This window comes from Rothia sp. 18CD1-1 (assembly GCF_055285355.1).
Window position 1 is genome coordinate 291,160 of sequence record NZ_JBUZLI010000001.1, and the last position, 26,637, is coordinate 317,796.

Annotated in this window: 27 protein-coding genes; 24 read left to right on the plus strand and 3 right to left on the minus strand. The window is 60.2% G+C overall.

The window, feature by feature from the left end; genetic code table 11:
* Positions 1-6: 6 nt before the first annotated feature.
* From ACS1BR_RS01360 to dapF, 13 genes are all read left to right on the plus strand, one after another.
* Positions 7-612 carry a hypothetical protein gene (locus tag ACS1BR_RS01360; protein ID WP_463559637.1) on the plus strand — a complete coding sequence of 202 codons (606 nt, stop codon included), beginning with the start codon at positions 7-9 and terminating at the stop codon, positions 610-612.
* Positions 613-688: 76 nt separating this feature from the next.
* A complete protein-coding gene (gene dapA / locus ACS1BR_RS01365; protein ID WP_463559638.1) occupies positions 689-1,624 on the plus strand; it encodes a 4-hydroxy-tetrahydrodipicolinate synthase in 936 nt (311 codons plus the stop codon).
* A gap of 82 nt (positions 1,625-1,706) precedes the next feature.
* The gene (locus ACS1BR_RS01370; protein WP_463559639.1) at positions 1,707-3,413 is read left to right on the plus strand and encodes a ribonuclease J; all 1,707 of its coding nucleotides are present in this window, start codon (positions 1,707-1,709) and stop codon (positions 3,411-3,413) included.
* Between the two features lie 111 nt (positions 3,414-3,524).
* Positions 3,525-6,539: an FtsK/SpoIIIE family DNA translocase gene (locus tag ACS1BR_RS01375; RefSeq protein ID WP_463559640.1), complete on the plus strand. Its 3,015-nt coding sequence runs from the start codon at positions 3,525-3,527 to the stop codon at positions 6,537-6,539.
* A gap of 47 nt (positions 6,540-6,586) precedes the next feature.
* Positions 6,587-7,183: a CDP-diacylglycerol--glycerol-3-phosphate 3-phosphatidyltransferase gene (gene pgsA, locus ACS1BR_RS01380; protein WP_463559642.1), complete on the plus strand. Its 597-nt coding sequence runs from the start codon at positions 6,587-6,589 to the stop codon at positions 7,181-7,183.
* Between the two features lie 106 nt (positions 7,184-7,289).
* Positions 7,290-7,811 (plus strand): CinA family protein, encoded by a 522-nt coding sequence (locus tag ACS1BR_RS01385; RefSeq protein ID WP_463559644.1) that lies wholly within the window; start codon positions 7,290-7,292, stop codon positions 7,809-7,811.
* A 274-nt stretch (positions 7,812-8,085) separates the two neighbouring features.
* On the plus strand, positions 8,086-8,535 hold the full coding sequence (locus tag ACS1BR_RS01390; protein WP_463559645.1) for a helix-turn-helix domain-containing protein: 450 nt from the start codon (positions 8,086-8,088) through the stop codon (positions 8,533-8,535).
* Between the two features lie 84 nt (positions 8,536-8,619).
* A complete protein-coding gene (locus ACS1BR_RS01395; protein WP_463559646.1) occupies positions 8,620-8,841 on the plus strand; it encodes a DUF3046 domain-containing protein in 222 nt (73 codons plus the stop codon).
* Between the two features lie 207 nt (positions 8,842-9,048).
* Complete coding sequence (gene recA / locus ACS1BR_RS01400) at positions 9,049-10,158, plus strand: recombinase RecA (protein ID WP_463559647.1); 1,110 nt, start codon at positions 9,049-9,051, stop codon at positions 10,156-10,158.
* A 50-nt stretch (positions 10,159-10,208) separates the two neighbouring features.
* Positions 10,209-10,865 carry a regulatory protein RecX gene (locus ACS1BR_RS01405; protein ID WP_463559648.1) on the plus strand — a complete coding sequence of 219 codons (657 nt, stop codon included), beginning with the start codon at positions 10,209-10,211 and terminating at the stop codon, positions 10,863-10,865.
* Positions 10,866-10,963: 98 nt separating this feature from the next.
* Positions 10,964-12,475 carry a tRNA (N6-isopentenyl adenosine(37)-C2)-methylthiotransferase MiaB gene (miaB, locus tag ACS1BR_RS01410; protein ID WP_463559649.1) on the plus strand — a complete coding sequence of 504 codons (1,512 nt, stop codon included), beginning with the start codon at positions 10,964-10,966 and terminating at the stop codon, positions 12,473-12,475.
* A gap of 9 nt (positions 12,476-12,484) precedes the next feature.
* Positions 12,485-13,423 (plus strand): tRNA (adenosine(37)-N6)-dimethylallyltransferase MiaA, encoded by a 939-nt coding sequence (miaA, locus tag ACS1BR_RS01415; protein WP_463559650.1) that lies wholly within the window; start codon positions 12,485-12,487, stop codon positions 13,421-13,423.
* Between the two features lie 82 nt (positions 13,424-13,505).
* The gene (gene dapF / locus ACS1BR_RS01420; RefSeq protein WP_463559651.1) at positions 13,506-14,441 is read left to right on the plus strand and encodes a diaminopimelate epimerase; all 936 of its coding nucleotides are present in this window, start codon (positions 13,506-13,508) and stop codon (positions 14,439-14,441) included.
* Positions 14,442-14,484: 43 nt separating this feature from the next.
* Here dapF and ACS1BR_RS01425 read toward each other — a convergent pair whose 3' ends face one another.
* Positions 14,485-15,102 carry a class I SAM-dependent methyltransferase gene (locus ACS1BR_RS01425; RefSeq protein ID WP_463559652.1) on the minus strand — a complete coding sequence of 206 codons (618 nt, stop codon included), beginning with the start codon at positions 15,100-15,102 and terminating at the stop codon, positions 14,485-14,487.
* A gap of 124 nt (positions 15,103-15,226) precedes the next feature.
* Here ACS1BR_RS01425 and hflX point away from each other — a divergent pair, with 124 nt between their 5' ends.
* On the plus strand, positions 15,227-16,843 hold the full coding sequence (gene hflX / locus ACS1BR_RS01430; RefSeq protein WP_463559653.1) for a GTPase HflX: 1,617 nt from the start codon (positions 15,227-15,229) through the stop codon (positions 16,841-16,843).
* Positions 16,843-18,900: an ATP-dependent DNA helicase gene (locus tag ACS1BR_RS01435; protein WP_463559654.1), complete on the plus strand. Its 2,058-nt coding sequence runs from the start codon at positions 16,843-16,845 to the stop codon at positions 18,898-18,900. The genes hflX and ACS1BR_RS01435 overlap by 1 nt, the downstream gene beginning before the upstream one ends.
* A 29-nt stretch (positions 18,901-18,929) precedes the next feature.
* On the opposite strand, the gene lexA is transcribed toward ACS1BR_RS01435, so the two are convergent.
* The gene (gene lexA, locus ACS1BR_RS01440) at positions 18,930-19,646 is read right to left on the minus strand and encodes a transcriptional repressor LexA (RefSeq protein WP_463559655.1); all 717 of its coding nucleotides are present in this window, start codon (positions 19,644-19,646) and stop codon (positions 18,930-18,932) included.
* Positions 19,647-19,935: 289 nt separating this feature from the next.
* Between lexA and ACS1BR_RS01445 the strand changes: the two genes are divergently transcribed.
* From ACS1BR_RS01445 to ACS1BR_RS01475, 7 genes are all read left to right on the plus strand, one after another.
* Positions 19,936-20,346: a LysM peptidoglycan-binding domain-containing protein gene (locus ACS1BR_RS01445; protein WP_463559656.1), complete on the plus strand. Its 411-nt coding sequence runs from the start codon at positions 19,936-19,938 to the stop codon at positions 20,344-20,346.
* Positions 20,347-20,397: 51 nt separating this feature from the next.
* Positions 20,398-21,534 carry a histidinol-phosphate transaminase gene (locus ACS1BR_RS01450; RefSeq protein WP_463559657.1) on the plus strand — a complete coding sequence of 379 codons (1,137 nt, stop codon included), beginning with the start codon at positions 20,398-20,400 and terminating at the stop codon, positions 21,532-21,534.
* A 72-nt stretch (positions 21,535-21,606) separates the two neighbouring features.
* Complete coding sequence (hisB, locus tag ACS1BR_RS01455; protein WP_463559658.1) at positions 21,607-22,227, plus strand: imidazoleglycerol-phosphate dehydratase HisB; 621 nt, start codon at positions 21,607-21,609, stop codon at positions 22,225-22,227.
* Positions 22,227-22,913: an imidazole glycerol phosphate synthase subunit HisH gene (hisH, locus tag ACS1BR_RS01460; protein ID WP_463559659.1), complete on the plus strand. Its 687-nt coding sequence runs from the start codon at positions 22,227-22,229 to the stop codon at positions 22,911-22,913. Before hisB ends, hisH begins: the two co-directional genes overlap by 1 nt.
* On the plus strand, positions 22,913-23,083 hold the full coding sequence (locus ACS1BR_RS01465; RefSeq protein ID WP_463559660.1) for a hypothetical protein: 171 nt from the start codon (positions 22,913-22,915) through the stop codon (positions 23,081-23,083). The genes hisH and ACS1BR_RS01465 overlap by 1 nt, the downstream gene beginning before the upstream one ends.
* A gap of 21 nt (positions 23,084-23,104) precedes the next feature.
* Positions 23,105-23,842, plus strand: a complete 738-nt coding sequence (gene priA, locus ACS1BR_RS01470; RefSeq protein WP_463559661.1) for a bifunctional 1-(5-phosphoribosyl)-5-((5-phosphoribosylamino)methylideneamino)imidazole-4-carboxamide isomerase/phosphoribosylanthranilate isomerase PriA — start codon at positions 23,105-23,107, stop codon at positions 23,840-23,842.
* A gap of 5 nt (positions 23,843-23,847) precedes the next feature.
* Positions 23,848-24,753: an SseB family protein gene (locus ACS1BR_RS01475; RefSeq protein ID WP_463559662.1), complete on the plus strand. Its 906-nt coding sequence runs from the start codon at positions 23,848-23,850 to the stop codon at positions 24,751-24,753.
* Here ACS1BR_RS01475 and ACS1BR_RS01480 read toward each other — a convergent pair.
* The gene (locus tag ACS1BR_RS01480) at positions 24,750-25,160 is read right to left on the minus strand and encodes a DUF1844 domain-containing protein (RefSeq protein ID WP_463559663.1); all 411 of its coding nucleotides are present in this window, start codon (positions 25,158-25,160) and stop codon (positions 24,750-24,752) included. The genes ACS1BR_RS01475 and ACS1BR_RS01480 overlap by 4 nt on opposite strands.
* Positions 25,161-25,557: 397 nt before the next feature.
* Between ACS1BR_RS01480 and infC the strand changes: the two genes are divergently transcribed.
* Together infC and rpmI are read left to right on the plus strand one after the other, a co-directional pair.
* Positions 25,558-26,184, plus strand: a complete 627-nt coding sequence (gene infC, locus ACS1BR_RS01485; RefSeq protein ID WP_463559743.1) for a translation initiation factor IF-3 — start codon at positions 25,558-25,560, stop codon at positions 26,182-26,184.
* A 170-nt stretch (positions 26,185-26,354) separates the two neighbouring features.
* The gene (gene rpmI / locus ACS1BR_RS01490) at positions 26,355-26,549 is read left to right on the plus strand and encodes a 50S ribosomal protein L35 (protein WP_463559664.1); all 195 of its coding nucleotides are present in this window, start codon (positions 26,355-26,357) and stop codon (positions 26,547-26,549) included.
* The last annotated feature ends 88 nt before the right edge of the window (positions 26,550-26,637 follow it).

Consider the following 26,637-nt stretch of genomic DNA (forward strand, 5'->3'; position numbering starts at 1 on the left):
GCGAGCATGAATTCTCTGAAGTTATATACGGTGTGCGCAATCGCGATGGGGCTGCTCACGCTCTGGCTGCTGCCGATAGCTGCGGTCACCAAACTTTTTATTCTGGTGACCCTGGTCTTTTGCGCGGTTTTTACCGTGGTTGAGGCCCGTCATATGGGTAAAACCTTTGTTGCGTTGGCCGCTGCCGCACTGGTCTTCTACCTGGCGCTGAGTCTACAGCGCGGTGTTCTTCTGCTGGAAACCCCTCGGCCGGCCCCGGTGCTGTTGGGGGTTGGGCTGGTTGCGCTTGCCGGCGTGGCAACCTGGGCCGTGGGCAAAGAAATCGTGTTCGGTGCTCGGGTGCAGCGGATGGCAGACGAGCTGGGGCAGGCGGGGCAGCAGGTGACCGAGCCCCTCCCGCGCTCTGCCTCGGGCAGGGTTGACCGAGCCGCAGCCGATGCCGAGTTCGAACAATTCCGGGTAGTGCTTGCCAGCGATCCCGGAAACTGGAAAAACTGGTTCCGTGCGTCGACCCTTTACGGGCAGGCCGGCGATAGAAAACGGGCCCGCCGGGCCATGCGGATAGCCTGGGCGGTGCGGGCCGGGCACACCAATATTGACCTGAGGCTGTAGTCGGAACTGACAAACGTAAGTTTTCACACTGCAAAAAATCGGGCGAAAGAAAACAAAACCGGGTAGGCTTGTGTCTATGTCCGAGCCTTCACCCACACCTAAAGATAGTGCCGCCGAGCCCATCTTTGGTCGGCTGCTTACCGCAATGGTCACCCCCTTCACCGGGGAGGGCCTGGTAGACGAGCAGGCAACCGCGGCGCTAGCCGAAGACCTGGTGAACAGGGGCCACGACGGGCTTGTGGTGTGCGGGACTACCGGTGAATACTCGACCATGACCGATGAGGAAAACGAGCGCGTCTTTCGCATTGTCAAAGAGGCCGTGGGGTCCCGGGCAAAAATTGTTGCCGGCGTGGGTTCTAACGACACCGCCCACACCCTAGCACTGGCCGCCCGGGCAGAAACGGTGGGTGTGGACGGGCTGTTGGTGGTCACCCCCTACTACAACAAGCCCACCCAGGCCGGGCTTGCCGCCCACTTTGGGGCTGTCGCCGATGCCGTATCAACCCCGGTTATGCTCTACGACATTCCCGGCCGCGCGGGTATACCCATCCAACCCGAGACGTACCTGAGACTGGCCGAACACCGCGCCATTGTGGCGGTCAAAGACGCTAAAGCAGACTTTGGTGCCGCTACACGGGTGATGGCGAAAACAGACCTCCAGTACTATTCTGGGGACGACGGACTCACACTGCCCTGGCTGTCGATCGGGGCTGTCGGGCTGATTGGTGTTACCACCCACGTGGCGGCGGAATTTTTCCGCCAGCTGATCGACGCCGCGCTCGCCGGAGACAGTGCCCGCGCACAAAAACTTCACCGTGACCTTGTCCCGGTGGTGAACGCAACCATGACCCGGGTCCCCGGCTGTGTGGCCGCAAAAAATATTCTTTCCTGGCAGAGCAGGCTGGACTCAGCCTCTGTGCGCCTGCCGCACGTGGCACCTACCGTTACAGAAGAGAAGCTCATGCGGGCAGATCTTGCTGACTCAATGATAGCTGGCACCATTATTCGATAACACAGGTAGATCGGGACAAGCGGGCTCACGAACGCGCGTGTTTGTGGGCTCGCTTGTCCCGTGACATGAAAGGTAAAATATATTGGCAGTAATCGACTCAGAAATTCGTTTGCCGAAGAAATTGAAGAGAGACACGCTGCGCGTGGTTCCGCTGGGCGGGTTGGGCGAGGTTGGCCGCAACATGACCGTCTACGAAATTAACGGGAAACTACTGGTGGTGGACTGCGGGGTGCTGTTCCCCGAAGAGTCTCAGCCCGGTGTTGACCTGATCCTTCCCGATCTCAACTACATTAAAGATCGCCTCAACGATATTGTTGCGGTGGTCCTCACCCACGGTCACGAGGACCATATTGGGGCCGTGCCCTATTTGCTGAAGCGTCGACCCGATATTCCCCTGGTCGGGTCTGAGCTGACCCTGGCGCTGGTTGAGGCAAAACTCGCCGAGCACCGGATTAAGCCGTATACACTCACGGTAAAGGAGGGGCAGGTTGAGAACTTTGGCCCCTTTGAGTGCGAGTTCGTGGCGGTCAACCACTCGATCCCCGATGCCCTGGCGGTCTTTATCCGCACGGTCGCCGGCAAGGTGCTGCACACCGGTGACTTCAAGATGGACCAGCTGCCACTGGACGGGCGACTGACCGACCTGAGGCATTTTGCCCGCCTGGGGGAGGAAGGGATTGACCTTTTTCTGCCCGATTCGACCAACGCCGAGGTGCCGGGTTTTACCCCCACCGAAAAAAATATTGGTAAAGTTCTCTCCGCTGTTTTCCGTGATGCCCCCCAGCGCATCATTGTGGCGTCTTTCTCCTCGCACGTGCACCGGGTGCAGCAGGTTCTCGATGCCGCCGCCGAGCGCGGCCGCAAGGTGGTTTTGGTGGGGCGCTCTATGGTGCGCAATATGACTATTGCCGAGAAGCTGGGTTACCTGAAGGTACCGGAAAACACCCTGGTTGATCTGAAGAGAATTGACGACTACCGGGCTGATGAGATCGTGCTGATGTGCACCGGTTCGCAGGGTGAGCCCATGGCCGCCCTCTCTCGGATGGCCAGCGGAGACCACAAGGTGCAGGTGGAGGAGGGGGACACGATTGTGCTCGCCTCGTCGCTGATTCCCGGTAACGAGAACTCGGTGTACCGGGTGATCAACTCTCTGCTCAAACTGGGTGCCGATGTGGTTCACAAGGGCAACGCCAAAGTGCACGTTTCGGGCCATGCGGCCGCCGGTGAGCTGCTGTACTGCTACAACATTCTCAAGCCCAAGAACGTGATGCCCGTGCACGGGGAGGTACGCCACCTGATTGCCAACGGTAACCTGGCGGTAGAGACCGGGGTTCCGCGGGAAAACGTGATTCTTGCCGAGGGCGGTACCGTGGTCGATGTGGCCGGGGGTAAGGCGGCGATCGTGGGACAGGTCAAGTGCGACTATGTCTTTGTTGACGGCCGCTCGGTGGGAGAAATTACCGAAGAGGACCTCAAGGACCGCCGTGTGCTGGGTGAAGAAGGGTTTGTTTCGATTGTGACCGTGATCGACCGTAACAGCAAGCGGGTGGTTTCCGGGCCCGATATCCATGCCCGCGGTGTTGCCGAAGACGAATCGGTTTTCGACGATATTATTCCCAAGATCACCGCGGCTCTGGAAGACTCTCTCCACCAGTCCGCGGACAAGACCACCCACCAGCTTCAGCAGATTGTGCGCCGCACTATCGGCGCCTGGGTGGCCCGCCGTTTGCGGCGCAAACCCATGATTATTCCGGTTGTGGTGGAGAATCCGGTGGAAAAGGGACGATAATACAAAAAATCTAAACATGTAGTTTAGGATTACAATGTCTGTGTAGCCAGTGCGGAGAACGCTCGCGCACATCGCGAGTATTCTCCGCAGAACCTTGATAACACGGGATATATGACACCAAAAACATCGTCGGGCTCGGGCAATACAACGCGGGCCAAAAAAAACACCTCGCGGGCACGAACCGCCAGCCGTCAGCGCACCAGCTCTTCCCGACAACGGGGGGCCGAGCCGCAGAACTGGCTGAGCAAAACGGTACTCGGTGCCTGGATGGGGTGCGCCCACGCCGTGGGCGCCGCCGTGCGTCGCATGGGTGCTCTACGCACCGACATCGGCCCCGAAGACCGCCGAGACGGCGGTGCCCTGCTCATTTTGCTCTTTGGTGTGATGACAGCCGGAGTGGAATGGTGGGCCTGGCGCGCCCTGGAGGCCCCGGGCTGGATAAACTGGCTGATCAACCTCTGGCATGTTGCTGTGGGCGGCACCTTTGGGCAGGGGACCCTGTTGATCCCCGTATTTGCTCTCATTTTCTCGTTTAGGATTTTCCGCCATCCCCTGGACGTGCACGCTAACAACCGCATAGCCCTCGGCATGCTGGTGATGGTGAGCGCCCTGTCGATGCTGGGAGCAAAACTCGCCGGCTACCCCACGCTGGCGGAAGGGTTCGATGCTGTCTGGTCGGGGGGCGGAATCGTGGGCTTAACCCTGTCTGCGCCGCTGGTACGGCTGGTGGGCGGGATCGAATTTTTTGAGTGGCTCATTATTATTTTGATTTTTATGGTGGGGCTGCTCATTGCCACCAAAACCCCCATCCGCCATATCTGGCCCAAGACCGTGCACATTATCGGTCTGCTACTGGGCGAAAAACCCGCCCGTGCAGGTGATGAGGCCAACACCGATGTACTGGGCGGGGAAGAACACGACCGCAGCTACCTCTACGAGACAGAAGGCACCTCGACCGGAACTACCCCGGCTCGGCGCGGCCTGCTGGCCTGGTTGGGCCTGGGGCGTAAGGGTCAGCAGGATCGCCGTCTTGACCGCTACGACGGCGACGAAGCTTTCGACACCGCGCTCCTCTCCGACGACTACGACATCTATGGGCGAGATATCCCCGGTGAAACCGGGCGGAAGAACACGGCAGAACCGGCGAAGGCCCGCCGCGGCTCGGGAACTCGGAACAAAAGAAACTCCAAAAACGAACTCTTTGACCAGGGAGACTGGGAAAAAGACCCAACCCTCATCGACACCGACTACGACCGTTCCTCTGATGCTCCGGCCCAGCGGCTGGCCCAGGCCCAAAATGCCGCGGTGGAATATGGCAGGGTCGGCAGCGATGAAACCGCCCTCATCGAGGCCGGCTCCGCCGGGGCACAGGCATTTCCACCGGCCCCGGTAGCCGACACGGCTGCCGCCAGCGGACGGACCGGTAAAACGCTGCAAAATAACACGGTAGCGGCCCCCACCAACGAGCCGCGCCCGGGCCAGGTAGTGGAGTCTTCCCAGGGCAACTACGAGCTACCCGAAGAGGCAATGCTGGTGACCGGCCCACCGGCCAAAGAATCCTCCGAGGTCAACGAACACGTCGTGCAGGCACTGGCTAATGTGCTTGACCAGTTTAACGTTGACGCTGAGGTCACCGGCTTTTCTCGCGGCCCCACCGTCACCCGCTACGAGATCGAGCTGGGAGCCGGAACCAAGGTGGAGAGGGTCACCGCCCTTTCCAAGAACATCGCCTATGCCGTGGCATCGGCCGATGTGCGGATACTCTCGCCCATTCCGGGGAAGTCAGCTATCGGTATCGAAATCCCCAATACCGACAGGGAGACCGTGGTGCTCGGTGATGTTCTGCGCTCGCCGCAGGCGCACACCAACGACCACCCCATGATCATGGGCGTGGGCAAAGATGTTGAGGGAGGATTCGTGCTTGCCAACCTGGCCAAGATGCCGCACATGCTGGTGGCCGGTGCTACCGGGGCCGGTAAGTCCTCTTTCGTCAACTCGATGATCACCTCTATTCTTATGCGGGCAACCCCCGACCAGGTGCGCCTGGTGATGGTTGACCCCAAGCGGGTGGAGCTCACCGCCTATGAGGGTATCCCGCACCTGATTACCCCCATTATTACCAGCCCCAAGAAAGCGGCTGAGGCACTGCAGTGGGTGGTACGCGAGATGGACGCCCGCTACGATGACCTGGCCCACTACGGCTATAAACACATTGACGATTTCAACCAGGCTGTCAAAGCGGGTAAAATCCAGCCCGAGCCCGGGTCTAAACGTCAGCTGAGAGCCTACCCCTACCTGCTGGTGATTGTGGATGAGCTTGCCGACCTCATGCTCGTTGCCCCGCGCGACGTCGAAGAGTCGATTGTGCGTATCACCCAGCTGGCACGGGCTGCCGGTATCCACCTGGTGCTGGCGACACAGCGGCCCTCGGTCGATGTGGTCACCGGCCTCATTAAAGCCAATGTTCCCTCCCGCATGGCCTTTGCCACCTCGTCGGTGACCGACTCCCGGGTGGTGCTCGACCAGCCCGGTGCCGAGAAGCTGATCGGCCAGGGTGATGCCCTGTTCCTCCCCATGGGGGCCTCAAAGCCTATGCGTGTGCAGGGGGCTTGGGTGGGTGAATCTGAAATTCACGAAATTGTGGAGCACGTGAAAGCCCAGATGCCGGTTCACTATCAGGAAGATGTTTTTCAGGGTGCCGAGAAGAAGAAGATCGATGAGGATATTGGCGACGACCTTGACGACCTCTTGCGCGCAGCAGAACTGGTGATCACCACCCAGTTTGGTTCAACCTCCATGCTGCAACGCAAACTGCGGGTGGGCTTTGCTAAGGCCGGTAGGCTCATGGACCTGATGGAGTCGAGAGATATTGTGGGCCCCTCAGAAGGGTCGAAGGCACGCGATGTTCTGGTGCTTCCCGATGACCTTCCGGCGGTTCTTGCAAAAATTCGCGGTGAAGATCCACCGGCCGGTCAAACCGCCACCGGTGCTACGGATACCGGCTGGGAAGACTCCTCACCGCAACAGACCGAGACCGCGGCACCCGCCGGTGCCCCCGCCCAGGACTACCATGATTCGGCCGATGAACCCGACGAAGATGCCTGGAATCTGACCGGCCGCTCATAGGTTGCCAGCTGCTGTTTTAAGTTTATGACCGAGAAAGGGGGGCCCGCGTGAGTCAGACTCCGCATGCTTCTAACTGGAATCTTCCCAATCTGCTCACCGCCGTGCGCATCGCTATGGTGCCGCTATTTGTGTGGTTGATGGTGCTGGGAGGACCCTACGGGAGTGACCACCTGGGTGCCCGCTGGTGGGCGTTGGCGGTCTTTGTGCTTGCCATGGTGACCGACTGGCTCGATGGACACCTGGCCCGCTCACGCAACCTGATCACCAGTTTTGGCAAGATTGCCGACCCGATCGCCGATAAGCTTTTGACCGGTTCTGCCTTTGTGATGCTGTCTCTGCTCGGTGAACTCTGGTGGTGGGTGACCGCCGTAATTTTGGTGCGGGAGTGGGGTATTACCGTCATGCGGTTCTTTGTGATTCGTTACGGTGTGATGGCGGCCGGTAAAGGTGGAAAACTGAAGACCGTTCTTCAGACGGTAGCCCTGGTGCTGCTGCTTATACCGCTGGGCTTGGTCGCTAGCTGGGCATTGATTCCCGGCTATATTCTGATGGCGGTTGTTCTGGTGATTACAGTGACCACGGGGATTGACTACGTTGTTAAGGCTTTTCAGCTGCGCAGAGATTATCTGGCAAAAAATAGCTAGGACCCTGGACGGGCGCTACCTTTCTGGTTAAGAATGGAAGAGGAGCATCTATTCCGGTGTCTTTGGTGGTACCCGGTGCGTGGTGCTAGTTCTCTAGGAGGTAGTTGTGGCTGAGCTAACCGAAACCAACCCTATTGTTGTGGTCGAGCAGGACCCGGTGCGTGCGGCTTCGCCCCTGGTAGCTCTCGCTGTACGGCGCGGAGTAAAAATTGCTACCGCCGAGTCGCTGACCGGTGGAATACTGGGGGCAACTATCTGCTCTGTTGCCGGGGCCTCTGCCACCTACACCGGTGGGGTTATCTCGTACGCGAATTCGGTGAAAGAGAATGTGCTCGGTCTGCCCGGGGACCTTCTTGCCGCACGCGGTTCGGTGGATCCGCGGGTAGCTGAGCTGATGGCCGAACACGCTGCCAGAATGTGCGGTGCAGACTATGCGGTTTCCACCACGGGGGTGGCGGGCCCCGATCCCCATGATGGGCAGCCGGTAGGCAGGGTCTATATCGGCGTGTTTGGTCCTGACGGTATTCGGTCTATTGAGAAAAACTATTCGGGGCACAGGCAGCAGATTAGGGAACGGGCAGCCTTTGATGCTCTCCAGATTCTTCACCGCGAGATGATGGACGCCTGAGTTGCTACCCCGCAGTGAGTCTCCCAAGTTTTTCCAAGAGAACGCCCAGACATATTTCTGGGAATCGGGGAATGAAAACACAGGTTCATGCTGTTATATGTATTGCAAGCCTTGAAGTTGCTTTCGGCAGAGACGACCGTAGACGGTCGGTGAGCTGCCGGGTAGCGCCACAAGCTAAAAGGTCGCTTGCCAATAACCGAAAATAAGTTAGGCTAATGGAAACCGCCGCTGAAGATTTCAGCGGCCTACAAAATACCAGGAGATAGGTATAAAAATGACTAAGCAACCCGTGTCCGTGAACGGTGTCGTCCGTTGGAGGGATGTGGGTCAGACCGCAAAGACTGCCCCCGCCCCCCGCGAGCAGAAAGAAATTCTTCTCCGGCACGCTATCGGCGAGGTTCTTCGCGATGTTCGTCAGCGCCAGGGCCGCACCTTGCGTGAGGTGTCGCACAGTGCTCGTGTTTCGCTGGGCTACCTGAGCGAGGTGGAGCGCGGACAGAAAGAGGCGTCCTCGGAGCTTCTTGCTTCGATCTGCCAGGCACTGAAGATTTCGCTGTCACAGATGCTGCGCGAGGTATCAGACCGTATGGCGGTTGAGGAGGGGTTCTCGGTTCCCGATACCGTTCCCACCGAGCTTTCGGAACAGTTCAAACGCGAATACGGTATTGCGGCAACATCCTCCAGGGATATTCCCGGTGCTGAACGTCCTTTGGCAACCCGATAAAAATCGTTAAACCGTTTGAGATAGGGGAGTTGTGTATCCGATGCGGGTACACGGCTCCTCTTGCTGTGTGTTCTGGAGGTCCTCATGAAAATAAGTGAGTTCTGGGAAGCGATGGGGTACGAGTTTGGTGACAGCTATGCCAGGGTGCTTGCCCGTGATTTGGTGCTTTCAGAGTTTGGCAATATCACCGCTGCGGAGGCCCTGGAGAAGGGGGAGGACGTGCGCGGGGTCTGGCTGGCAATTTGCGAGGTTCAAGAAATTCCCGAGGCCCGCCGCTGGGGTCCCGATAGGGCCCCTAAACCCTGATACCTGCCTGCGGTGGATGCTACCGCCGGTGAAAGTAGAAAATATGTTCGAATACGGGTAAGCTCTGTACACAGGCAGATGATCTATATAGTGTGGTGACTTTTATCCACAGTTTTAAAAAATCACCCTAAATTGTCAGTGGGTTCCCCTAGTGTGGTTCATGAATGCACAAGCTATGTCCCACGGGATTAAGTGAGGTAAAGACTAATGGCAAAATCGCGTAACACCCAGCAGGTTGGCAGGGTCGCTGAAGAGGGCCGCGAAAAAGCGCTGGAGACGGTGCTGGCGCAGATTGATAAGAACTACGGCAAGGGCGCGGTGATGCGCCTGGGTGATAAGGAGGCTGTGCGGGTTGAGACTATTTCAACCGGTGCCCTCTCCCTCGATGCTGCCCTGGGTATCGGTGGACTGCCGCGCGGGCGGGTGATTGAGATTTACGGTCCTGAGTCTTCGGGTAAGACCACCGTGGCCCTGCACGCGGTGGCAGATGTGCAGAAGAAGGGTGGTATTGCCGCCTTTATTGATGCTGAACACGCGCTTGATCCGGTTTACGCGGCCAAGCTGGGGGTGGATACCGATGCGCTGCTGGTCTCCCAGCCCGACACCGGGGAGCAGGCGCTTGAAATCATGGATATGCTGGTGGGTTCTGGCTCCGTGGATATTGTGGTGGTTGACTCGGTGGCGGCCCTGGTGCCGCGTGCTGAGATTGAGGGCGAGATGGGGGATTCGCACGTGGGTCTTCAGGCCCGTCTCATGTCCCAGGCTCTGCGCAAGATTACCGGCCGGCTCTCGCAAACCGGCACCACCGCTATTTTCATTAACCAGTTACGCGAGAAAATTGGTGTCTTCTTTGGCTCTCCCGAGACCACTACCGGCGGTAAAGCACTGAAATTTTATGCTTCGGTCCGTATTGACGTGCGCCGTATCGAAACCCTCAAAAACGGTGCCAACCCGATCGGTAACCGCACCAGGGCCAAGGTGGTTAAAAACAAGATGGCTCCGCCCTTCAAGCAGGCAGAATTCGATATTCTCTACGGTGAAGGCATCTCTATCGAGGGCGGAATTATCGATATGGGTGTTGAGAACGACATTATTAAAAAGTCCGGGGCCTGGTTCACCTATGAGGGGGATCAGCTGGGTCAGGGCAAAGAAAATGTGCGCCGTTTTCTCAAAGATAATCCCGAGCTTGCCCAGGAGATCAAATATAAGACCCTGGTCAAGCTGGGCATTGTTGAGGCAGAAGAAACTGAAAGCCCCGCCGAAGACAACCTGGCCGGTGTGGTTGACCCGCTTGATGCGGTGAGCGAGAATTTCTAGAAGGAGCCGGGTCGATGGAGGCTGCGCGGTAGAGACGCGGGGTGCGAGAGATGGAAGAGAACGAAAGGCGAGAGATGCGCAGTGATTTTCCTGACTGGCACCCTGCCGCCGGTGCGGCAGAAGACCTGACCGGTAGCGGGGCCAGCGAACCCTCCGCTGATGGCGGGGACGGAGGCTCAGGCCGGGCAGCGGAATCAGAATTCACCAGAGCAAAGAATATTGTGCTCAACCAACTTGCCGCCTCGGCCAAGAGCCGAGCCCAGCTTGAGAAAAAGCTGAATGACCGGGGTATCAGTCCCGACACCGCTGCCGATGTGCTCGACAGGTTTGAGGCGGCCAAGCTGGTTGACGACGCCGAGTTCGCTCAGATGTACGTGCGCAGTCGGGCCACAGCCAAAAAGCTTTCCAGAACCGCTATCCGCAGGGAACTCAACGACAGGGGTATCAGCGGTGAGATAGCAGAACTTGCACTGGAACAGCGCACCGAGGCCGACGAACGGGCCGATGCGCGCGAACTGGTCCGCAAGAAGCTTCGCCCCGGTACAGATCTATCTCAGCGGACAGAGCGAGAAAAAACTATGCGACGACTGGTGGGAATGCTAGCCCGCAGGGGTTACCCGCAGTCACTTGCCATCAACGCGGTGAAACACGAAATGGATAGGTTCTGTGCGGAAAACGGCGCTGGGCAGTACCCCGAAACCCCGTGACGGGCTACCCCCCGCAACTTTTATCCCGTGCACGAAAACAGCGGCTACTGAGGCAGCGGACACGGCAGCCGCTCATAGCCATCTAGTACCCTTTAACGGTGACCTTGAATCTTTCTGAATCCACAACAGCAGAAACAGCCCCCGCCACACGCACCTACGAGGTGCGCACGTTCGGCTGCCAGATGAACGTACACGACTCTGAGCGCATGAGCGGCCTGCTGGAAGCCAACGGCTACGTACCGGCAGAAGAGGGAAAAATCGCGGACCTGGTGGTCTTTAACACCTGCGCGGTGCGGGAAAACGCGGACAACAAACTCTACGGCAACCTGGGTATGCTGGCCTCGGTCAAACGCGACCGTGAGGGGATGCAGATTGCCGTGGGCGGCTGCCTGGCGCAGAAAGATCGGGACACCATCCTCCAAAAAGCCCCCTGGGTGGACGTCGTTTTTGGTACCCACAACATCGGATCGCTCCCCACCCTGCTCGAGCGTGCCCGCCACAACCGGGAGGCTCAGGCAGAGCTGTTGGAGTCGTTGGAGGTCTTCCCCTCCACCCTGCCGACCAAACGCGACCACGTCTACTCCGGCTGGGTCTCCATCTCGGTGGGGTGCAACAACACCTGCACCTTCTGCATCGTGCCCTCACTGCGGGGTAAAGAAAAAGACCGCCGCCCCGGGGATATCCTAGCCGAAGTGAAAGCGCTGGTCGCCGATGGTGCGGTTGAGGTGACCCTGCTGGGGCAGAACGTCAACTCCTACGGGGTTGAATTTGGTGACAGGCAGGCATTCTCTAAACTCCTGCGGGCCTGCGGAGAGATCGAGGGGCTGGAGAGGCTCCGTTTCACCTCCCCCCACCCGGCAATGTTTACCGACGACGTTATCGACGCTATGGCGCAAACACCTGCCGTGATGCCCGTGCTGCATATGCCCCTGCAATCGGGGTCAGACAGGATTTTGAAGCAGATGCGCCGCTCCTACCGCTCCAAGAAATTCCTGGGGATTCTCGAGAAGGTGCGCGCAAAGATACCCCACGCGGCCATTACCACCGACATTATTGTGGGGTTCCCCGGCGAAACCGACGAAGATTTTGAGCAGACCCTGCGGGTGGTTGAGGAATCCCGGTTCTCGTCCGCTTTCACCTTTCAGTACTCGATTCGCCCGGGTACCCCGGCGGCGACCATGGATAACCAGGTGCCCAAGGCGGTGGTTCAGGAACGCTATGAGAGGCTGATCGCCCTGCAAGATCGTATTGCCGGCGAAGAAAACCGTAAGCAGCTGGGTAAGACGGTAGAGCTGATGGTTGTTGCTGAATCCGGCCGGAAGGCGGAACAGACTCACCGCCTGGCGGGGCGTACCCCCGATATGCGGCTGGTGCACTTCTCCGTTCCCGACGGTGCCGAGACCCCGCGTCCCGGCGACTTTGTGACCCTGCCCATCACGGAGGCCGGCTCCTTCCACCTGCTTTCCGATCCGGAACCGGCACAGTACGCGGTGCGCAGATCCCGGGCCGGCGATGCGTGGGATCGTGCTCAGGCGGACTCCTGCGGTGCCGGAACCACACAGGTGCCCGGTGCCCCGGTTAACCTGGGTCTGCCGACCTTCCGCAAGTAGTTACCTACCATGTCGGCATTACCCGTTATCTCGGTGGTTGGCCCCACAGGTTCCGGTAAAAGTGATCTGGCCATAGAGCTGGCTCTGGCGCTGGATGGCGAATGCGTCAACGCCGACTCCATGCAGTTCTACCGGGGCATGGATATCGGCACGGCTAAACTGGCCCCGGAAGAAATGCGGGGGGTGCCCCACCACCTACTCGATATTATGGATGTGCGTGAGGAAGCCTCGGTGGCGGTTTTTCAGCGTCAGGCCCGTGAACTGTTTAGTCAGATAGCCGCCCGCGGAAAGGTTCCCATCCTGGTGGGTGGCTCCGGCCTGTATGTTCGGGCGGCCCTAGACCACCTAGAATTTCCGGGAACAGACCCGCAGGTGCGCGCACGGCTTGAAGCCCAGCTGGCACGGGAGGGCAGCGGGGTTTTACGGGCCCGGTTGGCCAGTGTCGATCCCGAGTCCGCGGCACGGGTCACCGACGAGCGTCGTCTGGTGCGCGCCCTTGAGGTGTGGGAGGTGACGGGCCGGCCCTTTTCGTCGTTTATGCCGGTGCGCCGCTACGTGTCTGAGGCGCTACAGATCGGCATTAACGGGGACCGCCACCAGCTGCATGAACGTCTGCATACCCGGGTTGTGGTGATGAACCGGCGGGGCCTGTTGGCCGAGGTCGAGCGGCTGGAGTCCCGGGGACTGCGCGAGGGTAAAACGGCCTCACAGGCTATCGGCTACAGGCAGTTTCTGCGGGTGCTTGACTCAAGCCGCGGCCTGTTGAACGAGCCCTACACGGTCGATCGGGCAATTGAAGATACGGTGACGGCCACCCGGCAATTTGCCCGCCGCCAGCTCACCTGGTTTAGGGCGGACCCGCGGGTGAGCTGGATCGACTGGGCCGGTGCCGACCCGGTGGCACACGCGGTCAAACTGGCCCGCGATTTTATGGGGCGGGGCGGGTAACCCAACCCGGTGTAGGCCGAGGGCTTGAGAGCCCTCGACAGCGTAAAATAGCACAGGAGAATCGTTTGCTTGAGAGGGTGCAATGAGTGAGAACCAAAACAGGTGGGGGCAGGCCACCGGTGTATCCCTGACAAAGGGGCAGGCCACCGGCAACGACTTTGTGCTGGTGACAGACCCCGACGCTGCCCTTGATATCACCCCTGAACTGGTGGCCGCTGTCTGCGACCGCCACTTTGGTATCGGGGCAGACGGCTTGATCCGGGCCGTAAAAACAAAGGCGGTGAGCCCCGGTACTGAATCGGGGGAGGACCGATGGTTTATGGACTACCGCAATGCCGACGGCAGCGTTGCCGAAATGTGCGGTAACGGTGTGCGCGCCTTTGTGCACTACCTGGTGACCGAGGGGCTGATATCCCTGGCCGAGGGGGAGCAGGTGCAGATTGATACCCGGGCCGGGGTAAAAACTGTGGGCAAGACCGAGGACGGCTACGCTGTCGATATGGGGCCCTGGAGCCTTATTCACGGCGACCAGGCACGGGACACCGGCTCTGACTCCACGGTGAGTGCCGGGGGACTGATAACACCGCGTCCGGCCCTGTCGATCTCTATGGGAAACCCGCACACCGTGGTCATGCTGGGCAGCATTGGCAAACTTGAGGGGCTGGGCTTGGAGAAAGCTCCCCAGGTTTCCCCCGTCCCGGCTCAGGGCACCAACGTGGAGTTTGTGGTTCCCGAGGAAATCGAGGAGACCATGGCAGAAACCGGTGCCTCGGGTGTGGGGGCTGTGCGTATGCGTGTCTACGAGCGCGGCGTCGGCGAGACCCTGTCCTGCGGTACCGGGGCGTGTGCCGCTGCGGCGGCGACCCGGTTTTGGGGTGGGGAAGAAGCCCCCGATGAGTGGCTGGTGTATGTTCCCGGCGGCACCCTAGCCGTCACCTTTGTGCTGGGTCCCGATGATCTGGAACACGTGGTCTTGGCGGGGCCTGCCGAGATGGTGGGTAAGGTGATTCTTCTCTAAAACAGTTGCGCCCCCCTCTGCCGGGCCGGCAACCGGCGCCGGCCTATAGCCGGGACACCCGTATAATCCTGTATCCCTTTGCTGTGTCGTACCGGTCCACCTCAAAGACACCGGGATAGCTGCGGTCAAGGTCCTGCTGAAGCCACCTGTGCAGAGAATCTGCCCCCAGGTTTTTCTGCACCACGAGGTATGCCTGACCGGCGGGAGCCAGACGCGGTATCCAGGTCCGTAAAATTGTGTGAAGTACCTGTTTACCCACACGGATGGGCGGGTTAGACCAGATGGTGTCGAAGGTGAGAGACTCATCCACCTCATCGGGATGGTGGACTTCCACGCCGGTGAGCCCCAGCCGGGCAGCATTGCTGCGGGTGAGACGGGCGGAGCGGCCATTGACCTCCACGCCCACCACCTTTGCCCGCGGTAGCTTGAGGGCGAGAGCGAGGGTCAGCGGCCCCCAGCCGGTGCCAATATCCAGCACCGTCTCACCCCGCGGCTGCGGCACCTTCTCCAGCAGGATTGCGGTTCCCTTATCGACCCCGGCGGGGCTGAAAATACCGGCGGCAGTCTCCACGGTCACCGTCTTCCCCGCGAGGTCAACCTCAACCGGGCGGGGGCGAAAATCACCGGAGGGGTCAGAAGAAAAATAATGCTGCGCAACCATAGAAACCACTCTACTGCCGCCCACAGCGGCCCACCGGCAGAGACCGACTCGCTGTGAGAAAAACCGCCCCCGCGGATAGACCGGCACAGATAACATAGATCAAAGTACAGCGTGAAAGGAATGAATGGGCACCCCTGAAAACAAGACCACAGCAACGGCGGGTCAACAACCCAGCGACGAACTCTTACGAGAAACGGTTGACCGCGTTTTGGGTCGCTCGACCGCCCAGCCACACAGGCACAGCGTACTCGAAGAAAGGGCCCGCGAACTCTCGAGTGACACCCCCGAATATTCGATCCACGACGGTGACCAGGAAGACCTCGCAGACCGCCGCGCCCTCCGCCGCGTATCCGGGCTCTCCACAGAACTTGAAGATATCACCGAGGTTGAGTACCGCCAACTGAGACTGGAACGGGTGGTACTGGCCGGCCTCTGGACCGAGGGCACGGTTGAGGAAGCAGAGAACTCTCTGCGTGAACTGGCTGCCCTGGCGGAGACCGCCGGCTCCGAGGTACTCGACGGTATTGTGCAGCGCCGGCTCAAGCCCGACCCAGGAACGTTTCTCGGCTCGGGTAAAGCGCTAGAACTCAAAGATATTGTGACCGCGCACGGTGCCGATACCGTGATCGTTGACTCGGAGCTGGCGCCTTCCCAGCGTCGCGCCCTGGAGGATATTGTCAAGGTCAAGGTGATTGACCGCACCGCGCTTATCCTCGACATTTTTGCCCAGCACGCTAAATCGCGGGAAGGTAAGGCGCAGGTGGAGCTGGCCCAGCTCGAGTACATGCTGCCGCGTCTTCGCGGCTGGGGCGAATCTCTTTCTCGGCAGGCTGGCGGGCGCGCAGCCGCCGGTGAGGGTATCGGTTCCCGCGGCCCCGGCGAAACCAAGATAGAGATGGACCGGCGGAGGCTACGCGCCCGCATGGCAAAGCTTCGCCGCGAGATTGCGGCCATGGAACCGGCACGCCAGACCAAGCGTCTCAACCGCCGCCGTCACCGGGTACCCTCGGTGGCTATAGCCGGCTACACGAACGCGGGTAAATCGTCGCTGTTGAACAGGCTCACCGACGCCGGTGTGCTGGTTGAGAACGCGCTTTTTGCTACCCTCGACCCCACCGTGCGCAGGGCCCAGACCCCCGACGGTGTGGGCTACACACTCTCTGACACCGTGGGGTTTGTTCGCTCGCTGCCCACCCAGCTGGTTGAGGCTTTCCGCTCCACCCTTGAGGAGGTGGCTGATGCCGACCTCATCGTGCACGTGGTTGATGGCTCCCACCCCGACCCGGAGGGGCAGATCAGGGCTGTCCGTGAGGTGTTTGCAGAGGTGCAGGCGCAGAATATTCCCGAGATCATTGTGCTGAATAAGGCCGACACCGCAGATCCTTTGACGGTGGCGAGGGTGCGTCAGCGTGAGGCGCACACGGTGGTGGTTTCTGCTCGTACCGGCGATGGAATTGACGAGCTGAAACAGCGTATTGCTCGAATGATTCCGCGGCCCTCCGTGGAGGTACATCTTCTGGTGCCCTATGACCGCGGTGGGGTAGTTTCGCGCCTGCACGAGTGGGACGCGGAGATTCTTGACACAGCGTTTGTGACCGACGGCACCTATGTGCGGGTGCTGGTTCGCCAGGAGGCGGTGGCTGAGCTCGCCGAGTTCAGCGTGGACGGTGAGCTGCTGGAGCTGCTGCAACCGGAAATTGACGAGGCTGTGCGTACCGGGGCCGTGGAGACCACCCGCTGATGAGTGGGAACCAGAGGAGGGCCGGAGAGGTGCAGGCCCCCACCGGCAGCGAACCGGAGACCCTGCCGGGGGCGCAGCCGGTGGTGAAGCTGCTGGATACCGCCGTGCAGAAGAGCGGAGGGCAGATACGGGCGGGCCAGCGGATGATGGCGGCGCGGGTAGCGCAGGCCTTTGAGCTGAACCAGCATCTGCTGGTTCAGGCCGGTACCGGCACGGGTAAGTCTTTGGGGTATCTGGTTCCGGCCCTGCACGCCGCCCGCGGCAGTGAGAAGCCGATTGTGGTTGCGACGGCAACCCTGGCCCTGCAATCGCAGATCGTTAACAGGGATATTCCGCGTTTGCTGGAGTCTCTGGCCGATGAACCCGAGTCGGAGATGGAGGTGGCGGTGCTCAAGGGACGTAATAACTATGTTTGCCTGCACAAGGTGGCCGGCGGTTACCCCGAGGAGGAACAGGAAAGTCTCTTTGGCCGTGATGTGAGCGGGGAAGTTGGCAGGCTGGGCGAGGAGATGGTGCGCCTGCGCGCCTGGGCACAGACCACCGACTCGGGGGATAGGGACGAGCTGATGCCGGGCGTTTCCGACCGCGCCTGGCAGCAGGTTTCGGTTTCAGCCTCGGAGTGCTTGGGTAAGCGCTGCCCGCTGGTGGAGTCTTGCTTGAGCGAGCAGGCTAGGGAGCGGGCGGCGAACGCCGATATTGTGATTACCAACCATGCCCTTTTGGCCATTAACGCCTTTGAGGGAATCGGGGTGCTTCCCGATCACGAAATAGTGATTATCGATGAGGCACACGAGCTGGTTGACCGGGTGACCGGGGCGGTGACCGGCTCCCTGTCCGCGCTCATGGTCTCGACCGCCGCACGGCTGGTGCGCAAAAATACCGCTGCCAACCATGAGCCGCTGGAGCAGGCTGCCCGAGCCCTGGACAGTTCTCTGGACGGTGTGCCGGCCGAACTTTTGCCCGCAGGTTTACCCGAGCGTGTGCGTAGCGCGATGGAGGCTGTGCGCGATGCCGGCCGCGCAGCGCTGTCCGACACAAAAAGCGATGCTAAAGATGCTGATGCCGGCCGGCAGATGGCGCGGGCTAAACTCACCGAGATCGTGGACCTTGCCACACGGATACTGGAGGCCGATGAGAGGTTTGAGGCGGTGTGGGTTTCCCGTTCCGGCTCCTGGGAGCAGGGGCGGGGATATGTTCCCGCTGCCGACACGGATCCGGCAACTCTCACCATTGCACCGCTGTCTGTTGCCGCCCGCCTGCGGGAGGGGCTTTTTGAGGGACGCAGCGTGGTGCTCACCTCGGCGACGCTGGCCCTGGGCGAGTCCTTTGACCATGTTGCCGGTGCACTGGGTTTGCAGGGTTCAGGTGCTCCCCGGTGGCAGGCTGTCGATGTCGGTTCCCCCTTTGACTATCCCCGGCAGGGGGTGCTGTACCTGGCGGCCGATCTTGAGAAACCGGGGCGCGGTATTTCACAGCAGCAACTTGATCGGGTAGTGGACTTGGTCAAGGCTTCCGGTGGCGGGGCCCTGGGTCTTTTTTCCTCGCGGCGGGCGGCAGAGGAAGCCGCAGCCTATGCGCGGGATAAGACGGAGTTTAGGGTGCTGGTGCAGGGGGAGTCGTCTCTGCGCGCACTGGTGGCAGAGTTTGCTGAGGATAGCGCCTCCTGCCTTTTTGGCACAATGAGCCTGTGGCAGGGTGTGGACGTTCCGGGGGATTCGTGCCGGCTGGTGATCATCGACAGGATTCCTTTCCCCCGCCCCGACGATCCGCTATCGGCGGCACGCACGCGCGCCGTGGCCCGGGGCGGGGGCAACGGTTTTATGGCGGTTTCTGCCTACCGTGCAGCGGTACGAATGGCCCAGGGGGCCGGGAGACTGATTCGCACCACGTCAGACCGCGGGGTGGTTGCGGTTCTCGACTCCCGGTTGGCCACGGCCCGCTACGGAAACTACATTGTGGGCGCGCTCCCACCGTTTTGGCGGACCGGCAATACCGAGACCGTGCTGGCGGCCCTGCGGCGGCTGGCCGCCAGCACGGACGGGGAAGAAACTGGGTAGCCTTTTTAAAAAGAGACTACGCTGGTGAGCTAGAGGCTTCTGAGGACAGAGACGACCTTTCCCATGATGCTTGCCTGATCCCCGAGGATCGGCTCATAGCGGGTGTTCTGCGGTAGCAGCCAGGTATGGCCGTCCCGCTGGCGGAAGGTTTTTACCGTTGCTTCATCATCGAGCAGTGCGGCCACAATGTCCCCGTTGACAGCGGTGTTTTGGGAGCGGACTACCACCCAGTCGCCGTCGCAGATGGCCGCATCGATCATGGAGTCTCCCCTAACCTTGAGCATAAAAAGATCACCTTTGCCCACGATCTGGCGGGGCAGGGTCATCACATCTTCGATGGACTGCTCGGCCGTAATGGGGCTTCCGGCGGCAATTCTGCCGACGAGGGGGACCACCGCAAAGTCATCGGAGTCCTGTTCCAGCTGCGGAAGTTGGACGATGGCGGTACTACTCTCCTCCGTTTCCTCCTGCGGGGGGTTGAATTCGTCGGTGAGAAGCTCGATGGCCCGGGGGCGCTTTGAATCGCGGCGAATATAGCCCATGTCGGCTAGGCGGCCGAGCTGGTGGTCGACCGAGGAGAGGGAAGCTAGGCCCACCAGGTCGCCAATTTCGCGCATGGAGGGAGGGTAGCCGTAGGTGTCAATGAACGTGGCAATGGCGGACAAAATACTGTGCTGACGCGCGGTGAGGGGGCGTTTCTTTGGCTGACCTGTTCCCTGCACGGGACGAGTATTTTTTTCGCTCACGGTGTTCCCCTCGGTAGAAACTGCTTATCGTGTCAGACCCCCGGCGCACACTGGATGGTGCGCTAGCCTTCCTCGAAATGATGCTCGGGCGCGGCACCGAGAAAACCAAAAACACGGGTGTCCTAGTACAAGATTAGGGGACCGAGAGTGAAAATCCAAACATTTGTTCTAATTTCTGTCGACTGTATTCGAATTTTCTGGTAGAACATAAATACGGGTTTCGAATATAGGTTCGAAAAATGGTTCGAAATCTCACGCACACCACCTTGTAAGGAGAACTCTCATGAGCATGATGGCAGTACCTAGCCGGGTAGCAAACGTTAGCGGTAGCAGCCTTTCTCTGCGCGGTATCCGGAGGGCGAGGGATAGGCGGCGGCAGAAAACCTGGCATCTTACCCGCCGCGGCCGCTTCGTTTTTCGAGGCCTACCCCTGCTCACCCTTGCCACCCTCATTCTTCTGGGCGCTGTAGCCCTGGCTCACCCCGGTATGGCCCGGGCCGGAAACGATGAACAGAGCCAACCCGCCACCGCGCTGGTTACCGTTCGGGCGGGCCAAACTCTCTGGGAAATTGCCGGTCAGACCGCACCCACCCAGGATGTCCGCGATGTGGTCAATGAAATTATGGAGCTCAACGATCTCAGCTCGGTGTCGATCGTCAGCGGCCAGCAGCTTGAGGTTCCTCTGTATACCCAGCAGTAGCGGAGGCCAACACGGCGGTGAGATACGCTTCTCACCGGTAGACTGTTGAGCGTGACTGAACGACTTGAGAGACTCAGCCGGCTGCCGCTACGCGACGATCTGCGCGGCCGCTCTCCTTACGGGGCGCCCATGATCGACGTGCCTGTAGCCATCAACGTCAACGAAAACACCCACCCCCTCCCCGACGAGGTGGTGGACGCCATCTCTCGGGAGGTGGCCCGCGCCGCACAAACCCTCAACCGTTACCCAGACCGTGAATTCACCGCCCTGCGCGAAGAACTCGCCGCCTACCTGGGGAGCGGTCTTGGTGCCGAGAATATATGGGCCGCCAACGGCTCTAACGAGATTCTGCAGCAGCTCATGCAGGCCTTTGGTGGCCCTGGGCGCACTGTCCTTAGTTTTGTGCCCACCTACTCCATGTACCCGCTTTTAGCGGACGGCACCAACACGGCCTTTATCACCGGTCGTCGGGCAGAGGATTTTTCTCTGCCGGCAGAGTTGGCCCTTGAACAGGTCAGAGAATACAGGCCGAATATGGTGGTGCTGTGCTCACCCAACAATCCCACCGGAACGACCCTTGATCTCGCGGTGGTTGAGGCGGTTTATGAGGCCATGGCTGAACACAACGGAATCACGGTGGTCGACGAGGCATACGCCGAATTCGCCCGAGACCCCCGCAAGACCGCGCTCACCCTGCTTGCGGGCAGACCTCTTCTGGTGGTTTCACGCACCATGAGCAAGGCATTTGGGTTAGCCGGGGCCCGCCTGGGCTATTTTGCGGCCGATACGGCAATAGCCGACGCCGTGCGTCTGGTGCGCCTGCCCTACCACCTGTCTGCACTCACCCAGGCTACCGCGGTTGCTGCGCTGCGGCATCGGCGGCAGCTGCTGGCAAATGTTGACGATATCCGGGCCCAGCGGGACCGAATCGTTAAAAAACTCACGGACCTTGGGTTGCGGCCGGCACGATCAGACTCAAATTTTGTGTTCTTTGGTGGGCTCCGCAATGAAAAAGAGGCCTGGCAGTATTTGCTTGACCGCGGGATCCTGGTCCGTGACAACGGGATCGCGGGGCATCTGCGGGTTACCGCCGGTACCGAGGAGGAGACCACCGCCTTTTTGGAGAATCTTGAAAACTATGTGCGCGATAGCGGGGAGATAGAACACCGGCAGCCCAGCACGGGCTAGGGAATGGCCGGACATTTTCTTACCCGTGCTATAGGCTGTGGAACAGGAAAATGATAAACCCACGGGGGAAACATGGAAACAAGCACCGGGATCGGCCCGCGTCTGGCGCAGGCGAGCAGGGAAACCAGCGAATCGTCGGTGAGCCTCACGATTAATCTGGACGGCCGGGGAGACTCTGACATAGACACGAGTGTGCCCTTCTTCGATCACATGCTCACCGCCCTGTCGCGGCACTCGCTTATAGATATGAATATAAAATGCAGCGGAGACACCCATATTGATGTGCACCATACGGTGGAGGATACCGGTATTGTGCTGGGTCAAGCCCTGCGGGAGGCGCTGGGAGATAAAGCCGGAATTCGCCGCTTTGGCGAGGCCACCGTGCCGCTTGACGAGGCAATCGCCCACTGCGTGGTGGACATTTCGGGTAGACCCTACCTGGTGCACCGGGGTGAACCCGAGGGTTTTGAATACCACCTGATCGGCGGGCACTTTACCGGATCCATGGTTCGGCACGTGCTGGAGGCTATCGCGTATCACGCTGGAATATGCGTGCACATGACGGTTATGGGTGGCCGAGACCCCCACCATATTGCCGAGGCAGAGTTTAAGGCGCTGGCTCGTGCTCTGCGGCAGGCACTTGAGCCGGATCCGCGCCATACCGGTATTCCTTCTACCAAGGGGGCGCTCTAGTGGCGGGGAACGCGCAGCCTGCCGTTGTTGTGCTTGACTACGGGGCGGGCAATATCCGTTCGGCCGTGCGTGCCCTGCGGCAGGCCGGTGCCAGGGTGATTCTCTCCCACCGGGAAGACGACGTGCTGGCCGCAGACGGCCTGGTGGTTCCCGGGGTGGGTGCCTTTCATGCTGTGGTTGAGGGGCTCGAGAGGGTGCAGGGTTTTCGTCTCATTGGCCGCCGTGTGGCGGGGGGACGGCCCGTGCTGGGTATCTGCGTGGGTTTGCAGGTGCTCTTTGACAGGGGAGTTGAACACGGTATTGAATCGCGGGGAATGGGGGAGTGGCCCGGAACCGTTGAGCGGCTCAAGTCGGAGGTGGTTCCGCATATGGGCTGGAACACCGTGCAGCCGCCGCCGGGATCCACTCTTTTTCGCGGCGTAGAAAATGAGCGGTTCTATTTTGTGCACTCCTACGGGGTGCAGCGCTGGGACTTTGAACAGAACAGCGATTCTATGGCCCCGCCGCAGGTAACCTGGTCACACCACGGTGGCCCCTTTATCGCCGCGGTGGAGAACGGCCCCCTCAGCGCCACCCAGTTCCACCCCGAAAAATCTGCGGATGCGGGGATTCAGCTGCTCAGAAATTGGATATCAACCCTGCCTATCAGTGGCAGACTTGACCACCGTCTAGAGGAGGAGCGCTAGTGAGTACCGCTGTTTCGGGTTTGATTTTGATGACGTTCGGAGCCTTTTTTGTGGGCGGTGCCTGGTCGTTTCGCCAGCAGAAGCTGCCGGTTCCTGTGCAGGTTGTCATGGCGCTTGCCGGTCTTGCCGTGTTTGTCTACGGCGGATACATACTTTTCACCTACAACTGAGTTAGCGAGGTAGAGCACACCATGGTAGAGGATCGTTTAGAGTTACTTCCCGCTGTCGATATTGTCGATGGCCAGGCCGTGCGGCTGGTTCGGGGGGAGTCCGGTTCGGAGACCGGCTACGGGGACCCTCTTGAAGCGGCGCTATCCTGGCAGAGAGCCGGGGCACGGTGGTTGCACCTGGTTGATCTTGACGCGGCTTTTGGGCGCGGAAACAACACCGAGGCGCTTGCGCGGGTTGCCGAGCATACCGACATCAAGATTGAGGTATCCGGCGGTATTCGCGACGATGAATCCCTGGAACGAGCCCTATCGCTTCAACCGGCCAGGGTTAATCTGGGCACCGCAGCCCTCGAGGACCCGGAGTGGACGGCGAAGGTCATTTCCCGCTACGGGGAGAAAATCGCGGTGGGCCTAGACGTGCGCGGTACCACCCTTGCCGCACGGGGGTGGACCCGGGACGGCGGTGATCTCTGGGAGGTTCTGGACCGCCTTGAAGAGCAGGGGTGCTCCCGCTACGTGGTGACCGATGTGACCAAAGACGGTACTCTGCGGGGTCCCAATCTCTCCCTGCTGAGAGAGGTTGGGCGGCGTACCGCTAAACCGGTGGTTGCCTCCGGCGGTATTTCAAGCCTCGACGATATTCGGGCTCTGCGTGAACTGGTTCCTCACGGGGTGGAGGGCGCCATTGTGGGTAAGGCGCTCTACGCTCACAAATTTAGCGTGCGGGAGGCCCTGGAGGCTGCCGAGGGTCGGGCCTAGCGTGTATGGCTGAGAACAACTACGAAGATATGCGAACCGGTCTGCCCGAACCCGAACCGGGGTCAAGCCAGCTTCCCTCCCACATTCAAGCGCAGCTGGCAAGCGCCGGTGGAGTGACCGATACCGCCGGCCAGCCCTGGGCGGGGCGTAATCTGGGGGAGGGAACCAGCCACACCCACAGGTTTCCTGCCGATACCGGGGAAACATCTGCCGCGGTTGATGAAGCCTGTGCCCAATTTTTAGCGGGAGACATAGGCGAAGAAGACCTGGTAGGTGTGCTGGCGGGCAGCCGGGTTTTTGCCCCGGTGGTTGCCGAGGTCTCGCACGCGGTGATTACCGAAGAGGGACTGGTCACCGACAAAGAGTCGGATATGGCTCTGATCAGTATGACAGCCCCCGACGGACGGAGGGCACTGCCGCTTTTTACCGATGTTGAATCGCTGACAAACTGGCATAAGAAAGCGCGGCCGGTTGCCGCAGAAATGCGCCGGGCAGCGCTTGCCGCCGTGGAAGACGGCAACCAGCTGATTGTGGTTAATCCCGGACAGAACCTTACTTTTGTGCTGCGCCGCCCCGCGATGTGGGCCGTCGCCAGGGGACAACGGTGGATACCCTCCTATAAGGATCCTCGGGTGTCTGAAGAGCTAGAGCGGCTGGCTGCCGGTATTCCGGAGGTGGTGGACCTGCGCGCTGAAGCCGGGCAGGGTGTGGCGACGGTCAGCGGGGAGGGACAGCGGCTCACCGGTGGTGGCCCGGGGCCCGAACTTAAAATCACTGTCCGCCTTATTCCCTACCTCAACCGCCAACAGCTGGATACAACGATAGCGGTTTTTCAGCGCGCATTGGCTGCCAGCACGCTCGTCTCCGAGCGGGTGGACTCGGTGCAACTGGCGCTGGAGACAGCCGGCTAGAAGACCGGGCCGGTGAATTTTTCCCCGGGGCCCTGCCCCGGGGCGTCGGGAATGGTCGATGCCTCGCGGAAAGCAAGCTGGAGGGTGCGCAGCCCGTCACGGAGGGGCGCGGCATGCTGCGAACCTATCTCGGGTGCCGCCGCTGTCACAAAACCCGCCAGGGCGGTAATGAGTTTCCGTGCCTCATCCAGGTCTTTGAGGTCGTCGGCATTTTCTTCGGCTGCGAGACCGCACTTGACCGCGGCGGCGCTCATGAGGTGAACCGCCGCGGTGGTGATTACCTCAATGGCGGGGACTTCGGCAATATCGCGGATCTGATCGTTGACAGCCTCGAGGTGTTCGGCGGTGAGGTTCTGCTCGGTGTAGGAGGTTTGTCCGTCGAAACGAAAAGAGTTGTTATCAGTCATAGAACAAGAATCTCATACGGGTGGGGAAGGCGATAACTGAGACTGACGCGGACCCCTAGAAAATAGCCGCGACCACTCCGGCTGATCGGCTATTTTCCCCGACTAGGTCTTGAAAAATTCCCGGCCGACCGGTACAGTAGAAAACTGTCTGCAAGCGGAGGCTACTCCCACCCGCATCGACCGCGCCGTAAGGCTACCAAGGTTGTCGGGTTTGTAGGCTGGCTATCACCGCTAGAAGGCCGGCCACGAGATAAGCCTTTGCTTGCGTGCGCAAGCAAAGGCATTTTTTATGCCCTCTTGCGCCCCACACCAATCACGGGGAAACCCACTGAGCTAACAGGAGCTACTTATTAGCGATCCACGCATTAATGAACGTATTCGCGTTCCGGAAGTCCGCCTGGTTGGCCCCGGCGGCGAACAGGTTGGCATTGTTCGTGTTGAAGATGCCATGCGTCTAGCACAGGAGGCCGACCTCGACCTTGTGGAGGTTGCCCCCTCCGCAAAACCGCCGGTATGCAAGCTCATGGACTTCGGCAAGTACAAATACGAAGCCGCGGTTAAAGCACGTGAATCCCGAAAGAAGCAGGTTAACGCCTCTCTCAAGGAAATCCGTTTCCGTCTCAAGATTGACACCCACGACTACGAAACCAAGGTGGGTCACGCCCGTCGTTTCCTCACCGGTGGCGACAAGGTCAAGGCGATGATCCAGTTTCGCGGCCGCGAACAGCAGCGCCCCGAAATGGGGGTGCGCCTGCTCGAACGCATGGCGGCAGATCTGGCTGAGGTTGGGGCTATCGAGTCCAACCCCCGCGTAGACGGCCGCAATATGGTTATGGTTCTCGCCCCGCTTCGCGGTAAAGCAGAAGCCCGCCGCGGATCCCAGCAGAAGCGTTCGGGGTCCCGCAGGAGCCGTGAACGTGTCGATACCCAGACCGCGCAGCCTGTCAGCAACTCCGTGGCAGACTCGATGCCCGAGGAGCTTAAGGCACAGGCACGGCAGGCAGCCTCCGAGCAGGAGGGCTGACCCGGAAACGGACACCGGTGGTTCGGTCACGGTGAGCGAACCACCCGGTTACGGTTGCACGCTCCGCGTTTCCACGGGGCGTGAATCCACCTCGACCACGCGAACCTAGGTTCGCCCAAGAGTTCTTTCGAGAGGGATCTCGAAAGCAGAATGTAAGGAGAATGGCAGCTATGCCGAAGCAGAAGACCCACTCTGGTGCTAAGAAGCGCTTCAAGCTCACCGGTACTGGCAAGGTAAAGCGCCAGCAGGCCAACCGCCGACACTACCTGGAGCACAAGTCCTCGCGGCTAACCCGCCGTCTGGCATCCGACCAGATTGTAACCGGCGGTCAGGCAAAGGTCGTCAAGAAGATGCTGGGTAAGTAAGCCCGGTTCTCAGACAGCCTGAACAGTTCAATGTGTGCCCGCCAGGGCCTCATAAGATTTTTAGACTCGCTCCCCCGTAGCCTGTTAA

Bases quoted from the DNA above. Each gene is read 5' to 3' on its own strand.
- hflX (WP_463559653.1), top strand. From the start codon at position 15,227: ATGGGCACCCCTGAAAACAAGACCACAGCAACGGCGGGTCAACAACCC.
- rpmI (WP_463559664.1), top strand. From the start codon at position 26,355: ATGCCGAAGCAGAAGACCCACTCTGGTGCTAAGAAGCGCTTCAAGCTC.
- ACS1BR_RS01480 (WP_463559663.1), bottom strand. From the start codon at position 25,160: ATGACTGATAACAACTCTTTTCGTTTCGACGGACAAACCTCCTACACC.
- miaA (WP_463559650.1), top strand. From the start codon at position 12,485: ATGTCGGCATTACCCGTTATCTCGGTGGTTGGCCCCACAGGTTCCGGT.
- priA (WP_463559661.1), top strand. From the start codon at position 23,105: ATGGTAGAGGATCGTTTAGAGTTACTTCCCGCTGTCGATATTGTCGAT.
- ACS1BR_RS01395 (WP_463559646.1), top strand. From the start codon at position 8,620: ATGAAAATAAGTGAGTTCTGGGAAGCGATGGGGTACGAGTTTGGTGAC.
- ACS1BR_RS01445 (WP_463559656.1), top strand. From the start codon at position 19,936: ATGATGGCAGTACCTAGCCGGGTAGCAAACGTTAGCGGTAGCAGCCTT.
- ACS1BR_RS01360 (WP_463559637.1), top strand. From the start codon at position 7: ATGAATTCTCTGAAGTTATATACGGTGTGCGCAATCGCGATGGGGCTG.
- recA (WP_463559647.1), top strand. From the start codon at position 9,049: ATGGCAAAATCGCGTAACACCCAGCAGGTTGGCAGGGTCGCTGAAGAG.
- ACS1BR_RS01425 (WP_463559652.1), bottom strand. From the start codon at position 15,102: ATGGTTGCGCAGCATTATTTTTCTTCTGACCCCTCCGGTGATTTTCGC.
- hisB (WP_463559658.1), top strand. From the start codon at position 21,607: ATGGAAACAAGCACCGGGATCGGCCCGCGTCTGGCGCAGGCGAGCAGG.
- dapA (WP_463559638.1), top strand. From the start codon at position 689: ATGTCCGAGCCTTCACCCACACCTAAAGATAGTGCCGCCGAGCCCATC.
- ACS1BR_RS01475 (WP_463559662.1), top strand. From the start codon at position 23,848: ATGGCTGAGAACAACTACGAAGATATGCGAACCGGTCTGCCCGAACCC.
- dapF (WP_463559651.1), top strand. From the start codon at position 13,506: ATGAGTGAGAACCAAAACAGGTGGGGGCAGGCCACCGGTGTATCCCTG.
- ACS1BR_RS01375 (WP_463559640.1), top strand. From the start codon at position 3,525: ATGACACCAAAAACATCGTCGGGCTCGGGCAATACAACGCGGGCCAAA.
- ACS1BR_RS01435 (WP_463559654.1), top strand. From the start codon at position 16,843: ATGAGTGGGAACCAGAGGAGGGCCGGAGAGGTGCAGGCCCCCACCGGC.
- ACS1BR_RS01405 (WP_463559648.1), top strand. From the start codon at position 10,209: ATGGAAGAGAACGAAAGGCGAGAGATGCGCAGTGATTTTCCTGACTGG.
- ACS1BR_RS01390 (WP_463559645.1), top strand. From the start codon at position 8,086: ATGACTAAGCAACCCGTGTCCGTGAACGGTGTCGTCCGTTGGAGGGAT.